Origin of the sequence: Providencia sp. JUb39 (assembly GCF_012272845.1) — a bacterium.
GTDB classification, from domain to species: Bacteria; Pseudomonadota; Gammaproteobacteria; order Enterobacterales; family Enterobacteriaceae; genus Providencia; species Providencia lanzhouensis.
Genome location: NZ_JAAWXD020000001.1, coordinates 1,365,524 through 1,381,948 on the forward strand (window position 1 = coordinate 1,365,524; position 16,425 = coordinate 1,381,948).

Consider the following 16,425-nt stretch of genomic DNA (forward strand, 5'->3'; position numbering starts at 1 on the left):
GGTCTTGTCAGGCCTTGCCTGAAAATCGAAAATCAGCGGCTACGGAAAATGATGCGGCCTTTGCTCAGGTCGTAAGGAGTTAACTCTACAGTTACCTTGTCGCCTGTCAGAATGCGGATGTAGTTTTTACGCATTTTACCAGAGATGTGCGCAGTCACGACGTGACCGTTTTCCAGTTCAACGCGGAACATTGTATTTGGCAGGGTATCCAAAACCGTTCCCTGCATTTCAATATTATCTTCTTTGGCCATCTAATCCTCTAAGTCTAATAACCGTGATTTTTTACGGGCAAGATAATGCCCAAAAACCCACACTAAGTAAAGAAGTGTCGCATTTTAAAGCGATCTTTCTTTAAAATAGTTGGGGATAAAATTACTGTGTTGCCACTTTTTATCGCTTAAAAAGTGGTGATTTTTCAAATGATTGAGGTAAATCAATTGACTGTGGTAACCAGCATGCTGGGTCAATCCGCAGGTCACGCCACCGATAAAGAATATGCAGAAAATCCCTGCGGGAGATCTCCGTCGCGCCAAGTGAAGCGGTGTGGTGGTTAAGTACCTGACAATCAAAAAGTTGCCCATTATAGCGCAAAAAATGAAAATAGAATGTAATAAAAGCACATTTGGACGCATCATTCATTCTACTGAACATTGACTCCCCACAAAACAGGTGTCCCATGTTCACGCCATACAAGCCACCCACCAGCTGATCATCATGCCACGCCTCAATAGAGTGGGCGTGTCCCTCTTGGTGTAGTGCGAGATAGCCGGCTTGCACTGAGGGTAGGATCCACGTGCCTTCCTTGCGTACAGCACAAGCCTCTATCACCTCTTTGAATGCATGATTTATGGTAATGCGATAAGGGGATTTTTTTAATGTCTTAACCATGGAACGGCTGATATGCAGGTCGCCCACTTTCAAGACTGCTCGCGGATCAGGGGACCACCACAATGGGACTTCACCGGGGTTAAACCACGGGAAAATGCCATCATAGTAAGCCGCTTGTAAGCGCCGAGATGATAAATCACCGCCGATCGCCAGTAACCCATTAGGTTCCCGCATCGCTTCAGACACGGGCGGGAACAGGTATGAATCATCGTCCAATTGGTACATGGTGCACCTCAGCGAGTTTGCTGAACCAAATGACGTTGACGGAATTGATAATAACGCCCTTGCTCTGCTAACAATGTTGGGTGTGAGCCTTGCTCAATAATTTCGCCATTATCCATCACACAAATGGTATCCATTTGTTCTAACCCTTGCATACGATGGGTGATCACCAGTAGCGTTTTGTCAGCACATTTTTGTTTGAGCAAGCTAAGAATTTGCTGCTCAGTATGCGCATCTAACCCTTCGGTTGGCTCATCCATTAAGATAAGTGGCGCATTGTGCAGAAGGGCACGAGCGATACCTAAGCGGCGCTGCTCTCCTCCTGATAATTGACGACCGCCTTCACCCATCCAGGCGTTTAATTTTAGCTGATTATCCAACAAATTATCTAAGCCAACTTGAGTCAGTACATCGCAAAGTTGCTCGTCAGTAGCTTGCTCGTTCGCTAATAATAAATTGTTGCGCAGGGTATCGCTGAACACATGGACGCGCTGAGGAACTACGGACATGACACTACGTAGCGCTTCTTCGCTGTAAGCTTGAATTGGCTGACCATTAATCGATATCACGCCACTGTCCACATCCCAAGCGCGGGTGAGCAATTGCAGCAGAGTTGATTTACCGCAGCCCGTTTTCCCTAATAATGCAATGTGTTGGCCTTGTTTAATCGACAAGGAGACATTTTTCAATACGGCGAAAGGCTGTTCTGGATAAGTGAATGTGACGTTATCGATGGTCAGGCTCTCAAGAGAATCGAGCGTAGTGCCTTGGCTGACAAAATTCACTTCCGGTTTTGCATGCATTAACTGAGAGACGCGGGTGGCTGAAGCGATCACTTGCCCCATATGTTGGAATGCGACAGCAACAGGCCCTAAGGCTTCAAACGAGGCTAATGCACAGAAAACAAATAAGGCAATTAGCGCACCGGGTTGTGTGCTCCCGCCAACATGTTCAGCGGCCATCCATAAAAGCAAGGTTGCGGTAAGTCCTGATGCACACAGAATGATGGCTTGAGATAAACCTGTTAGTGCCGCTTGTTGCTGCTGGCGACCTTGCCATGAATTTTCGATGTTTGATAAATTTTGACGAAAACGCGCAGTCGCGCCAAACAAGGCTAATTCGGCTTGACCTTGCAATGCTGAAGTTAATACTGCGCGGTAATTTCCACGCAGTTCAGTCAGTTCGCGTCCAATAGGTTTACCCGCACGATAAAATACAAATGGCATCGTAAACAGCAGGAACAGCATAACGCCGCCTAATATCCATGCAAGGCGAGGGTCAAGGAAGCTTAAACCAATGATTAGGACAAACGTGACAAAGAAAGCACTGACAATCGGCGAGAGAACACGCAAGTAAAGGTGGTCTAGGGTTTCGACATCTGCAACTAGTCGGTTTAATAAATCCCCTTGGCGGAAACGGCTGATCCCACCCGGAGAGAGTGGTAACACCTTACTGAAGGCAAACACGCGCAGATGTGCTAAAACTTTAAATGTCGCATCGTGGCTGACTAAGCGCTCGGCGTAGCGTCCTGCGGTACGGAAAATAGCCGCACCACGAACCCCAGCCGCAGGCAACATATAGTTAAAGAAAAAGATCCCCGGCGCACCGACGATAGCCGCACCGGCTAAGAACCATCCCGATAACGTGAGAAGGCCAATACTGGAAAGCAGCGTGACAATCGCCAGAATGATCCCTAAGGAAATCAAAAACCAATGACGGCGATAGAGGGCTAAGAAGGGGAGTAACACTTTCATTTTCAAAGCTCCTCTTGGCGATGAGCGAGTAACTGGGCAAAAGCACCTTCAGACTGGCTCAGTTGTTGGTAATCACCACGCTGGATAATTTTCCCGTTAGACATGACCCAAATTTGGTCGTAATCCATGGTTTCTTCCAGTAAATGGGTCACTAATAACGTGGTTTGCTGCTCAGATAATTGATTCAATGTTTCCATCACGCGCTGTTCGCTGTGAGCATCTAAGCTGGCTGCTGGCTCATCTAATAGCAACAAGCGAGAGGGTTTTAAGAGTACACGAGCGACAGCGACACGCTGGGCTTGCCCAACAGAAAGACGTGCGGCGAAATCACCTAAGCGAGTATTTAAGCCATCCGGTAAGTTTGGCAGAAATTCCGCGACATAAGCTTTTTCGATCGCAGACTGAATTTCTGATTCAGTCGCATTGGGTTTCCCTAGGCAAATATTTTCCTGCAATGTTTGTTCAGGTAAATGTGGATTTTGCCCAACCCAGCCGACCAAAGCACGCCACTGTTCAGGGCATAATTGATTGAGCTCATTGCCATTAATGGTGATAGAACCACGGTAAGGCAAGAAACCAAGTAATAAGTTTAATAGGGAGCTTTTACCTGCACCACTTTGACCCACTAAGGCGATACGCTGTTGCGGCTCAATGGTGAAATCGAGAGGACCCGCCAGAATAGAGCCATCATGGGAGAGAACTTCCAGCTGCTTGGCTTCAATGCGAATAGGTTGTTCATCAATTACCTTATCGCCTTGTGGTAATTGTTCGTTACCTTGACTTTCGAGTAAGGTCACTAGAGATTCTGCGGCGCCCACCGCTTGGGCTTTTGCGTGATAGTAAGTGCCTAGGTCACGCAGGGGTTGGAAAAATTCAGGGGATAAAATCAGTGCAAGGAAACCTGCAAATAGTGTGACTGGCAGACCATAACTGCCGAAGCTTAACTCTCCAAGATAAGAGAATCCGAAATAAACGGCGACAACTGCAATGGAGATTGATGCGAAAAATTCCAAGACTCCCGACGATAAAAATGCCATACGCAGCACTTCCATGGTGCGAGAACGGAAGTCTTCGGTGGATTCACGAATCTGGGAGACTTCCGCTTTGCCACGGAAAAATAAGCGTAGGGTGTCTAATCCTCGTAAACGGTCGAGGAAACTACCACTCAAACGGCTTAAGGCAAGGAAATTACGGCGGTTAGCATCGGCAGCACCGAGTCCTACCAGTGCCATGAAAATCGGAATTAACGGTGCGGTTGCAAATAAAATCAGCGCGGCTGCCCAGTTAAACGGGAAGATGGCAATCAAGATCATGATTGGGATGATGGTGGCTAAATACATTTGCGGAAGATAGCGAGAATAGTAATCCTGCATGTCTTCAATCTGCTCAAGAATAATCGTTGCCCAGCTTCCTGCTGGCTTACCCTTGACCCAGACAGGGCCTAACTCTTGCAGTTTATCTAATACCATACCGCGGACTTGCTGCCTGACAACTTGCCCACAGCGGTAGCCTGCGCGTTCACGAAGATAGTGAACAACACCACGTAAAATAAAGACACTAATTAATAATGCAAAGTCAGTGAGGAGTTGCTCTCGTGGAATGTGGTCCATCATGAGTGCTTGAAGGATCACGGCGAGGAACCAAGCTTGCGCAATAATTAATAAACCGCTGACTATGCCTAATAGCATAGAAATTCGGAGCCAACGCTTAGCAGGAGCGCTGTGTTGCTTTAACCAACGCACCAATTCAGTCTGTCTTGATTTATCCATAATGATTTAGTTAGCAGGTGTAGTTTTCATGTTATTGAGTGCAGTTAAGATAGTTGACTTTGTCATCAAATCTCACCGAATTTTTGCCTATCATAACAGCTTCCATCAGATATGTTACATAATAAAAGCCAGTTATTTGAATAGAACAATTTTTGTTATCGATATGTTTTATAAAGGTAAATTATATGGGCGTAATATAATAAATTTGAACGAACAGAGGATGTTACCGTTATTACAAAGAAAAAATAAGGTGGCTTAATTTATAATTGTTAAGCCACCTACATTTTAGGTTGAAATAATTTGGGGGGATTTTTGTGTGTTATTCAGGAACAATTTGCAACCAGGTTTTTGGTTTCAACATAAACTGGTTGTTGAGTAGCTTATCCCATGCTGTTTTTTTGGATTGCATATCATCGAATACCTCCCTTTGCGTATCCACTAATTTCCATGTGTTATCCGCGGACTGCCAAATAGTACATTCATAATCAAGGGACTCGGGTATGGAGTAGCACATCACCACGTCGTCAGTTCCATCGTTGTTTGCATCGGTCATAAATCCAAGGCAGTCATAATTACTGTAATAATTGGTGCAATTCCATGCGTCGCGGATCCCGTCTTCCATATCAAACCAGCTTTGTGGCAATGGTTGGCTGCCTTTGGCGATGATAAGAACGTCTTTAAGTGGTTTAGGAACATCAGAGTAAGCGCCAACTTTGAGCTGTGCTTTCGTATCAGGGTCTTGCTCCAATTTTGCTAACGCCTCTTTTCCTTGCACTCCTAATTTCTCTAAGTCATAAGATAAATCGTAGTTAATTTTAATTTTGCCTTTTTCAACAGCCGCCATAATGCTGTTGACCGCAATGCGTTGGAAATCACCAATAGGGCTATTAATGACTAAGATTGTGGCGATTAAACCTAGAATAGCGACCTTATTTATCCTACCGAGGGAGAATGCCCAGCGGCGTTGTTTTACTATGATTGTGATGCTGTAAGCTAAAATAATCAGGGCTAAAAATAGTGCAATAGTAAATGCATATAGCCTGCTCACACTCCAGCTATATTGGCTAACACGAACGAAAATACCGTACAGAGAAAGTGCAGAAAATGCATTTAGTAGAACGATGCTGATCAGTACAAAGCCATTGATAATAGGTTTAAATTGGAATTGGGTTGTGCCATCGCCATAAAGGGCATTAATAAATATAATATTTAAAATCACAAAGCAAAGCATGGTGCCAGAACCTAGCTCTGAAGCTGTGTAATGCACACCAGTTAATATGGATACAACCAAGCCAGCTAAGAAAATTACGGCGATTAAACTGAGTAAGGGTAGGAAAAATTGCGAGAAATATTTGGCGATGTTGTTCAGTTGCATCACCAATTTGGAACGTAAAAAGAGCAAGCTAGTATTAAAACCAACTAAAAATGCTATCCAAAGGACAATATAGTGACCAAGAAATTGGCTGAGTGTTGATAGATTGACAATGCCGAATAAAAAGCTGGCTTGCTTGACAATCAGCGCTAGTAAGCCCCCAATGGCACAGGCGAAAAGACCAAATAAGGTGTTACGGAAATAGTGCCCGACTAAGCAGCTGTAATCAGCTTTCCAGGTTCCTGTGGCTTGGCGGTTTTGCATCCAAGGCAATATGAAAAAAATCAGGACAGTGAGCGTCGTAATAGAGAGGAATGCGTCATTGTTATCAGAAGTACCAATATCAAGGCTTTGCCAAGTATTGATCCAAAAAACAAGCACAATCGTTAGGATAATATTGAAATAAAACACCGCTTGCTTGGCATTGGTAATAAGAAAGCTGATAACCGAAGGAACAAAAATAGCCAACATCATGGGTAAATAAGCCCATGTGGGGCTTAATGGAATTTCTATGGAATAATCAAGAGTTGCAGTGATGACAATTCCTTGAATAACCGATAGCAAGATAACAATGAAATACGCCAGCTTATTAAGTGAACCCATAAAGTTGGTCTCTTTTTGCGTTTGAGGCTCCATGTCACTTCCTTATTTGAATGAACAAGATAATTAAATTGAGTATAGGCATGGGGTAAAAAGAGGAAAATAAACTTGCTCCTAATTCAGAATGGAATAGCGCTTTATTTTTAAAACAGGAATAAATAAAAAGCCCCATTTTATTTCGCTGCGAACTTAATGAACGACAACGCAAAAATGGGGCTTCTATTTTTAGATTAAAAAATTATTTCTTGTCTGCTAACCCGTCTAGGTAACGTTCCGCATCTAATGCTGCCATGCAGCCAGTACCGGCTGAAGTGATTGCTTGGCGGTAGATGTGATCCATAACATCGCCAGCAGCAAAAATTCCTTCAACGGATGTTTGAGTTGCGTTACCGTTGGTGCCGGATTGTACTTTAATATAGCCATTATTTAAGGCTAACTGACCGTCAAAAATTGCGGTGTTAGGGCTATGACCGATAGCAATAAAGGCGCCCATAACAGCAACATCTTCCGTTTTATTGGTTTTGGTGCAACGTAAACGAACGCCTGTAACGCCCATATCATCACCCAGAACTTCGTCTAATGTATTGTCTGTATGTAGAACGATGTTCCCATTTTCAACTTTATCCATCAGACGATTAACCAGAATTTTTTCCGCTCTAAAGCTATCGCGACGGTGAATCAAATGCACTTCAGACGCGATATTAGAAAGATACAGCGCTTCTTCAACGGCTGTATTACCACCACCGACAACCGCAACTTTTTGGTTACGATAGAAGAAACCGTCACAAGTTGCACAAGCAGAAACACCGCGGCCTTTAAATGCTTCTTCTGATGGTAGACCGATGTAACGAGCAGACGCGCCTGTCGCTATGATCAATGCGTCACACGTATATTCTGTATCATCACCAAACAGGCGGAAAGGGCGCTGCTGGAAATCCACTTTTGTAATGTGGTCGTTGATGATTTCAGTTTCGAATTTTTCCGCATGAGCATGCATGCGTTCCATGAGTCCAGGACCTTTTAAGCCTTCAGGATCACCCGGCCAGTTTTCAACTTCCGTGGTTGTGGTTAATTGACCGCCTTTTTCCACCCCAGTAATCAGTGCAGGGTGTAAATTTGCGCGAGCTGCGTAAACGGCTGCGGTATAACCTGCAGGGCCTGAACCTAAAATGATTAACTTACGATGTGTGGTTGTGCTCATGAATTCCTCTTTTTAGTCTCAAAAAAGCATAAGGACGATTGTAGGAGAAATAGGGGGGTAACAAAAGTGATTTAACCATTCATTCATCGGAAGGGTACAAATCTTTCTGATAGGCAATACCAATTAAGAGTTAAAAAATGAGAGGGAAAGTGCTTTAATCACGAAACGGTAATTTTAGGAATTATCTTGAATTACGTCTGCGAAACGTTTGACTGAAAAAAAAACCGAAATCTTGTACTGATTTTTATTCATTTACTTTGACAATCGGCTGCGCATTTGCGAAAACATCTATCTAAGAGTTAATTATCTAGCAGGTCAATGGAAATGGCGCATTTTTGTTCTTACTGGAAAATTAACTTTACGTCACACATTCAAGCAATGTCGCGACGATTGTAAGCCGCTCCAAAGGTAAATATGTTTCGGTTTACGAGAACTTCAGTTATGACGAATAGAATAGGTTCCACGCCCGCTAGTCCGCTTAGGAAGACTGACGTATAGATGGTGCCGTTTTATAAGATGTAGAAAATAACAATTAAAGAAAGAGAGATAAGAGATGATTGACAATAAAAAGCGTCCTGGCAAAGACCTTGACCGTATTGACAGGAATATACTGAACGAATTGCAAAAAGACGGGCGTATCTCTAACGTTGAACTATCTAAGCGTGTTGGTTTATCTCCAACGCCATGTTTAGAGCGTGTTCGTCGTCTTGAAAGACAGGGTTTCATTTCTGGCTATACCGCGCTGTTGAATCCACATTATTTAGATGCATCGCTGCTGGTTTTCGTTGAAATCACCTTAAACCGTGGCGCGCCAGATGTGTTCGAACAATTCAATACAGCAGTTCAAAAACTTGAAGAAATTCAAGAGTGTCACCTCGTTTCCGGTGACTTTGACTATCTGTTGAAAACGCGTGTGCCAGATATGTCCGCATATCGTAAACTGCTAGGTGAAACTTTATTACGCCTTCCGGGTGTAAACGACACTCGTACCTACGTAGTTATGGAAGAAGTGAAACAAAGCAACCGCTTAGTGATTAAAACTCGCTAATTGCGCTTTGTGTTCATCATTCCTGCACAGCAATCTGCATTGTTGTCGCACTGCTGTTTCAACGCTGGGTTTACTCAGCGTTGTTCCGTTTTTAAGCGCCATAATTTTTCTCTTTAATTCTCCCAATGGTTCTTTTTCGAACATTCTCTCGTCACTGTCTGCGATAGACTCAAAATTAGTCAGAAATTTTCATTTCAATTTATTGATTTTAAAGCTATAAACAATTAAGAATTTTGACCTTAAATAGAGTTTGAAACCCTATTCGTAAGATGAAATACTGAGTCTTATGGTCTCTATGGTGTGATAATTTGTCTTAATCGTCTTAATGCAGGCGCGTTTAGGGGATTAGTGTTAGAATAATCATAGGATAATCACGTATTAAGCAAGAACATCAGTCAGTAAAGAAACAATAATGAGCCAAGAATATACCGAAGATAAGTACATCAAATTTAAAAAGCTCAGTAGCGGCAGACGGCTATTAGAGGTGATTTTGTTGGCAATCTGCCTCTGTGCGATTTTTCTTATGGTCGCGCTATGGAGCTTTAATCCTTCTGACCCGAGTTGGTCGCAAACTAACTGGGATGCCCCCGTCAAAAATTTAGGGGGAAGTATTGGCTCATGGAGTGCGGATATCCTGTTTTCTGCATTTGGTATTCTCGCGTTTGCGATCCCGCCATTATTGTTACTCGGGTGTTGGGCAATTTATCACTATGAAAGCCAGCGCCGCTATATTGACTTTTTCTCGCTCTCTCTACGCCTTATTGGCGGGTTAGCGCTGATCCTTTCATCTTGTGGTTTAGCCGCGCTCAACTTTGATGATTTACCCAACTTCGCTTCTGGCGGGGTCATTGGCAGTGTATTCAGTAATGCAATTATGCCGTGGTTTAACTCATTGGGCGCTACCTTGGCGCTGTTATTCCTCTGGGCAATCAGTTTCACCCTATTCACGGGGTGGTCTTGGCTGACTATCGCAGAAAAAATAGGGGCAGGGATATTACTTCCTATCACATTGCTAACAAACCGTGCCCGTGGTGATGAACTTGATGACTACGATTATGACGTTGAAGAAACGGAAGAGGCGCTACAGCGTGCTCAAATCGCTGAACATCAAGCAAATGATGAGAACCAACAATTTGATGCGGATGATGTTCTATTTTCCGCACCAACAGTCTCTGAGCTCGTTTCTGAGGATGTGCAGCCTGCGGTTGAGCCACAGGTTATGGTTGATCCTCTATTAACGGCTGCACCGCAATCCGTTATTGAGCCAGTCCAACCAAGCGCATCTTTGGCAGAGCAGCCTACTTTTACTGCTCAACCAACAGAAAATACAGCTTTACCGACATTTTCCGCGACAGAAGAGCCTTCAGCGAGCAAAGAGCCTTCAGCGAGCAAAGAGCCGCAAACTTACCATTTTGAAGTGCCTGATGATTATCAGCCTCAAGTGGCACCGACTCAGGCATCTTCTCCTGCGCCTGTTATGCCTCAAGAACCAACATTTACGCCTGAGCCCGTTTTTGCTCCGGAACCTGTTTTTGAGTCTAAGCCTACAGCCCCAGTATTTACATCGCCACAGCTTACGCCTGTAGAGCCAACCATTGATATGGGAAGCCCTGACGTGAGTGAATCCTCGGTAACTAGCCGTGTTGCCGATCCTGCGGCACTAGCAGCTGCGGGTATTTCGATTGCAGCGATGGAACGCCACGCGCAAGTGAAAAAGAATCTGGAGCCAGAATTACCTCGTCCAAATCCAGTTCGTTTACCGACTCGTCGTGAGCTGTATGGTATTCGTATTCCATCTCAGCGTGATGCGGAGCTTCAACGTCGTCAAGAAGAGGCATCTCAGCGTGAGCAGGTTTATCAGCAATGGTCTGCGACTGAAGAACCTGAAAATGAGGTGAAAACTGACGATGAGCTAGAGCAAGAAAGGTTGTTGCGCGTTCAATTCTTAGAGCAGCAACGTCAACGCTACGGTGAGCCAGAGGCAGATATGCAGGAGTTTGACGCTGCATTCCAGGTTAACCAGCCTGCGGTTGATTCTGTTGCCGATTCAGGTATTGCACCAGAGCCTGAAACTCATCAAGATTATATGCCTGCGAGCACGTTTACTCAGCCAGAAATTGAACATCGTTGGGCTTCTGCTCCGGCATTTACGCCCGCTTTTGAGCCTACAAAACAAATAGAGCCAACTTCACCTTCGGATATCCATCGCTTTACAGCCCATGCAGATGATGAGCATGAGCAGGATAATGATCTGGATGATTTTGAACCTAAAATTGATTTAAGTACGCCATTATCGGCATTTGAGCGTTTCTCGCCGGTGGATGATTTAGTCGATGATGAACCTGCAGCGCCGCTGTTTATGCCATCATTTACTGAACCGCCAGTGCAAGTACACTCGATAACGCAAGAACAGCCAATAACACCGGCAAATAATGGAAATGAATTTGTTGCTCATCCTGCGGGGCAGCCTCAAACTGCAGCACAGCAGCCACAGCAGCCACAGCAGCCACAGCAGCCACAGCAGCCACAGCAGCCACAGCAGGATAGTTTATTCCACCCATTCTTAGTACGTAACGACCAACCGTTACCGAAACCAACGACGCCAATGCCGTCGCTTGACCTGCTGGCGAGTCCACCAGAGCAAGAAGAGCCAGTGGATATGTTCAAATTAGAGCAAACCGCAAGGTTAATTGAAGCACGCTTGAACGATTATCGGGTTAAAGCTGAAGTGGTTGGCTTCTCTCCAGGTCCCGTAATCACCCGTTTTGAGTTGGATCTTGCGCCGGGAGTGAAAGCAGCTCGAATTTCCACGTTATCCCGAGATCTTGCGCGTTCATTGTCGACAACAGCGGTTCGTGTTGTTGAGGTGATTCCAGGTAAACCCTATGTTGGTTTAGAGTTACCGAATGAAAAACGTCAAACTGTTTATTTGAGTGAAGTCTTAGACTGTGATGATTTTAGAAAAAATCCATCGCCGCTGACGATTGTTTTAGGGAAAGATATCGAAGGTGATCCGGTTGTTGCCGACTTGGCAAAAATGCCGCACTTATTAGTGGCGGGTACAACGGGATCCGGTAAGTCGGTTGGGGTCAATGCGATGATCCTGAGTATCTTATATAAAGCGAAGCCTGAAGATGTTCGCTTTATTATGATAGACCCGAAAATGCTGGAACTTTCTATCTATGAAGGGATCCCGCACCTGTTAACTGAAGTCGTTACTGACATGAAAGATGCGGCAAATGCGCTGCGCTGGTGTGTCAATGAAATGGAACGCCGTTATAAACTGATGTCAGCATTAGGCGTACGTAATCTCGCGGGTTACAACGACAAAATTAAAGCGGCAGCGGATATGAATCGCCCAATCCCAGATCCATTCTGGAAGCCGGGCGACAGTATGGATATGGAACATCCAATGCTGAAAAAAGAACCTTATATCGTGGTGATGGTGGACGAATTTGCGGACTTAATGATGACCGCAGGGAAGAAAGTGGAAGAGTTGATTGCTCGTTTAGCACAAAAAGCGCGTGCAGCCGGTATCCACCTCGTTTTAGCGACCCAACGTCCATCGGTTGACATCATTACTGGGTTAATTAAAGCCAATATTCCAACGCGTATTGCCTTTACGGTATCGAGTAAAATTGACTCGCGCACTATTCTTGACCAAGGTGGTGCTGAATCACTATTAGGTATGGGGGATATGCTGTATCTGCCACCAAACTCATCTATTCCAGTGCGTGTTCACGGTGCATTTGTCCGTGACCAAGAAGTTCACGCTGTCGTAAATGATTGGAAAGCACGCGGGAAACCGCAATATATCGATAGCATCACGACGTGTAGCGATGATAGTGAAGGTGGTGGAAGTTCAGATAACGGTGATGAGGATCTCGACCCGCTATTTGATCAAGCTGTCGAATTTGTTGTTGAAAAACAAAGGGTATCTATCTCTGGTGTACAACGTCAATTCCGTATCGGTTACAACCGTGCAGCTCGGATTGTTGAGCAAATGGAAGACCAAGGAATTGTCAGTGAACCGGGGCATAATGGCAATCGAGAAGTATTAGCTCCGCCATCAATGGGATATTAATATTTCATGTGCTAATTGCTGGTTTAATTCAAGGGGTGTATAAAGACATACGCCCCTTGTGGTATTAATTTTAAGGTCTTTTCTCGATGAAAAAAATGATGTTGTTAGGTGCATTAGCCCTGAGTTTAAACGTAGGTCAAGTATTGGCAGATGCGAGTCAAGACCTTCAAGATCGTCTGAGTAAAGTGAATAGCTTCCAAGCGAGCTTTTCTCAGAAAGTGACTAGCCCTGAAGGTGATCTTATCCAAGAGGGTGTCGGTGACTTGTGGATTGAACGACCTAACTTATTTAACTGGAATATGACTTCGCCGGATGAAAGTGTTCTGGTATCAGACGGTAAAAACCTGTGGTTTTACAACCCATTTGTTGAGCAAGTGACGGTGACAAACTTAGCTGATGCTACCCAAGATACGCCATTCCTGCTATTAACTCGCAACAATCCGCAGGATTGGAAACAGTATTCTATTGTCCAACAGGGCAATACGTTTGATCTGAAACCAAAACAATCTAACGGGACATTAAAAAGTTTCTCTATTACGGTTAACCCACAAGGGACGATTGAGAAATTTGCTGCGGTTGAACAAGATGGACAAACCAGCGCCTATCAATTAAAACAGCAAAAAAATGGCCCAGTTGACCCAAGTAAATTCAAATTTACAGTACCAAAAGGGGTCACATTGGATGACCAGCGTTCTCGCGCTCACTAATATCTAGGGAGTAAAGAGGGTCTCGTGGGTAACTTATCTCTCGATTTTTCACAAAATGAATTCCAACCTCTGGCTGCGCGTATGCGGCCAGAAACGCTTGAGCAATATATTGGTCAAACACATTTACTTGCCGAAGGTAAACCATTACCACGTGCGATTAAGGCGGGTCATTTACACTCAATGATCTTGTGGGGACCTCCGGGAACGGGGAAAACTACGTTGGCTGAAATTATTGGTCACTATGCACAAGCGGATATCGAGCGCATTTCTGCGGTAACTTCAGGGATCAAAGAGATCCGTGAATCTATCGAAAAAGCACGCCAAAATCGCAGTGCGGGGCGAAGAACCATTTTGTTTGTGGATGAAGTTCACCGCTTTAATAAAAGCCAGCAAGATGCTTTTTTACCTCATATTGAAGACGGTACCATCACTTTTATTGGTGCGACTACCGAAAACCCATCATTCGAACTCAACTCGGCACTGCTTTCTCGCGCTAGAGTCTATTTATTAAAATCTTTAGAAAATAATGAAATTGAAGAAGTGCTGTTACAGGCATTGGGCGATAGCTCTCGGGGTTTAGGTGGACAAAATATCGTTCTTCCAGATAGCACCCGAAAAATGATTGCTGACTTGGTTAATGGGGATGCAAGGCGCTCATTAAATCTGCTGGAAATGATGTCGGATATGGCGGAGGCAGATAACCAAGGTCAACGAGTGTTAACTGCTGAGTTACTCAAAGAAGTGAGTGGCGAACGCGCGGCGCGTTTCGATAATAAAGGCGACCGTTACTATGATTTGATTTCTGCGCTGCATAAATCAGTTCGAGGTTCAGCTCCTGATGCTGCGCTTTATTGGTATGCTCGGATTATTACCGCGGGCGGTGATCCCCTATATGTGGCTCGTCGTTTATTAGCGATTGCCTCTGAAGATGTCGGGAATGCCGATCCTCGAGCGATGCAAGTGGCGATTTCAGCATGGGATTGTTTTACTCGTGTAGGTCCAGCGGAAGGGGAACGAGCGATCGCTCAAGCCATTGTTTATCTTGCATGCGCACCGAAAAGCAATGCCGTTTACACTGCATATAAAGCCGCAATTAAAGATGCTCAAATGCAGCCAGATTATGATGTTCCTGAACATTTAAGAAATGCCCCTACCAAATTAATGAAAGAGTTAGGTGTCGGTAAAGAGTATCGTTATGCTCACGATGAACCTAATGCTTATGCGGCGGGTGAAAACTATTTCCCTGAACCGATGAAAGCGACGCAATACTATTACCCAACGGCACGCGGGCTAGAAGGCAAAATTGCTGAAAAACTCGACTGGTTAGCCCAACAAGATCAAATTAGCACAACAAAACGCTATCGCTAATCGGGTCAATGCGGTAAGGTTATAAAGCAATAAAATATTCTAAATATAACGCCGGAGCGCGTTATATTCGCTCTCACAATTGACTAACAAAATCACAGGATAAGCATGCTCGATCCAAATTTACTGCGTACGGAGCTAGACGCGGTTGCTACAAAACTGGCTCGCAGGGGTTTTACCCTTGATGTGGAAAAGCTGCGTGAATTAGAAGAACGCCGCAAAGTTTTACAAGTTGAAACTGAAACCCTGCAAGCAGACCGTAACTCGCGATCGAAAACTATTGGTGCAGCGAAAGCGCGTGGTGAAGACATTGAGCCATTGCGTCTGGAAGTGAACCAATTAGGCGAAAAATTGGATGCTGCTAAAGCAGAGTTAGATAAGCTGCAACAAGAAATCCGTGATATTGCATTAAGTATCCCGAATATTCCTGATGATGAAGTGCCTGACGGTAAAGATGACTCAGAAAACTTAGAAATCACTCGTTGGGGGCAACCTCGCCAATATGATTTTGAAGTGAAAGATCATGTGAGCTTAGGTGAACTGGCTGGTGGTTTAGATTTTCCAGCGGCAGTGAAATTGACAGGTGCTCGTTTTGTTGTGATGAAAGGTCAAATCGCGCGTATGCACCGTGCATTAGCGCAATTTATGCTGGATTTACACACTGAACAGCATGGCTATCAAGAGTTGTATGTTCCTTATTTAGTCAACCATGACACGTTGTATGGTACTGGTCAGCTGCCAAAATTTGGTGAAGATTTATTCCACACTAAACCGTTGGAAGAAGAAGCGGATAGCAGCACTTATGCACTGATCCCAACCGCGGAAGTACCAGTAACTAACTTAGTGCGTGATGAAATTTTAGATGAAGATTCACTTCCTCTGAAAATGACGGCTCATACACCATGTTTCCGTTCAGAAGCGGGCTCTTATGGTCGTGATACTCGTGGCCTTATCCGTATGCACCAATTTGATAAAGTTGAATTAGTGCAAATCGTGCACCCTGAGAAATCAATGGCAGCACTGGAAGAGTTAACAGGTCACGCGGAAAAAGTTCTGCAATTACTGGAGCTGCCATACCGTAAAGTGCTGCTGTGTACTGGGGATATTGGCTTTGGTTCACGCAAAACTTACGATTTAGAAGTTTGGCTGCCAGCGCAAAATACATACCGTGAGATTTCTTCTTGCTCAAATATGTGGGATTTCCAAGCTCGCCGTATGCAAGCGCGTTTCCGTGGTAAGAGCGACAAGAAAACCCAACTGGTTCATACATTGAATGGTTCTGGTTTAGCGGTTGGTCGTACTCTGGTTGCTGTGTTAGAAAACTATCAGCAAGCGGATGGACGCATTGAAGTACCAGCAGTCTTACGTCCATATATGAAAGGCTTAGAATATATCGGCTAATTGATATGTTTGAT

At 44.5% G+C, this 16,425-nt stretch carries 11 protein-coding genes; 5 read left to right on the forward strand and 6 right to left on the reverse strand.

Annotation, left to right across the window (positions count from 1 at the left end; genetic code table 11):
• Window positions 1-32: 32 nt before the first annotated feature.
• From infA to trxB, 6 genes are all read right to left on the reverse strand, one after another.
• Complete coding sequence (gene infA, locus HFU86_RS06115) at window positions 33-251, reverse strand: translation initiation factor IF-1 (protein ID WP_004244560.1); 219 nt, start codon at window positions 249-251, stop codon at window positions 33-35.
• 139 nt (window positions 252-390) lie between these two features.
• Window positions 391-1,113 carry a leucyl/phenylalanyl-tRNA--protein transferase gene (aat, locus tag HFU86_RS06120; RefSeq protein ID WP_187128905.1) on the reverse strand — a complete coding sequence of 241 codons (723 nt, stop codon included), beginning with the start codon at window positions 1,111-1,113 and terminating at the stop codon, window positions 391-393.
• Between the two features lie 8 nt (window positions 1,114-1,121).
• Entirely contained in the window at window positions 1,122-2,864 is a 1,743-nt protein-coding gene (cydC, locus tag HFU86_RS06125) for a heme ABC transporter ATP-binding protein/permease CydC (RefSeq protein WP_187128906.1), read from the reverse strand.
• A 2-nt stretch (window positions 2,865-2,866) separates the two neighbouring features.
• A complete protein-coding gene (cydD, locus tag HFU86_RS06130; RefSeq protein WP_132494447.1) occupies window positions 2,867-4,633 on the reverse strand; it encodes a heme ABC transporter permease/ATP-binding protein CydD in 1,767 nt (588 codons plus the stop codon).
• A 319-nt stretch (window positions 4,634-4,952) separates the two neighbouring features.
• Window positions 4,953-6,641, reverse strand: a complete 1,689-nt coding sequence (locus tag HFU86_RS06135; protein WP_187128907.1) for a DUF7057 domain-containing protein — start codon at window positions 6,639-6,641, stop codon at window positions 4,953-4,955.
• 202 nt (window positions 6,642-6,843) lie between these two features.
• Complete coding sequence (trxB, locus tag HFU86_RS06140) at window positions 6,844-7,806, reverse strand: thioredoxin-disulfide reductase (protein WP_187128908.1); 963 nt, start codon at window positions 7,804-7,806, stop codon at window positions 6,844-6,846.
• A 553-nt stretch (window positions 7,807-8,359) separates the two neighbouring features.
• Between trxB and lrp the strand changes: the two genes are divergently transcribed.
• From lrp to serS, 5 genes are all read left to right on the forward strand, one after another.
• On the forward strand, window positions 8,360-8,854 hold the full coding sequence (gene lrp / locus HFU86_RS06145; RefSeq protein ID WP_004918089.1) for a leucine-responsive transcriptional regulator Lrp: 495 nt from the start codon (window positions 8,360-8,362) through the stop codon (window positions 8,852-8,854).
• 412 nt (window positions 8,855-9,266) lie between these two features.
• Window positions 9,267-12,938, forward strand: coding sequence for a DNA translocase FtsK 4TM domain-containing protein (locus HFU86_RS06150; RefSeq protein WP_187128909.1), 3,672 nt, complete (start codon window positions 9,267-9,269; stop codon window positions 12,936-12,938).
• 86 nt (window positions 12,939-13,024) lie between these two features.
• Window positions 13,025-13,645, forward strand: a complete 621-nt coding sequence (gene lolA / locus HFU86_RS06155) for an outer membrane lipoprotein chaperone LolA (protein WP_036951825.1) — start codon at window positions 13,025-13,027, stop codon at window positions 13,643-13,645.
• A 24-nt stretch (window positions 13,646-13,669) separates the two neighbouring features.
• On the forward strand, window positions 13,670-15,013 hold the full coding sequence (locus HFU86_RS06160; protein WP_132494455.1) for a replication-associated recombination protein A: 1,344 nt from the start codon (window positions 13,670-13,672) through the stop codon (window positions 15,011-15,013).
• Window positions 15,014-15,118: 105 nt separating this feature from the next.
• Window positions 15,119-16,411 carry a serine--tRNA ligase gene (gene serS, locus HFU86_RS06165; protein ID WP_132494457.1) on the forward strand — a complete coding sequence of 431 codons (1,293 nt, stop codon included), beginning with the start codon at window positions 15,119-15,121 and terminating at the stop codon, window positions 16,409-16,411.
• Window positions 16,412-16,425: the final 14 nt, after the last annotated feature.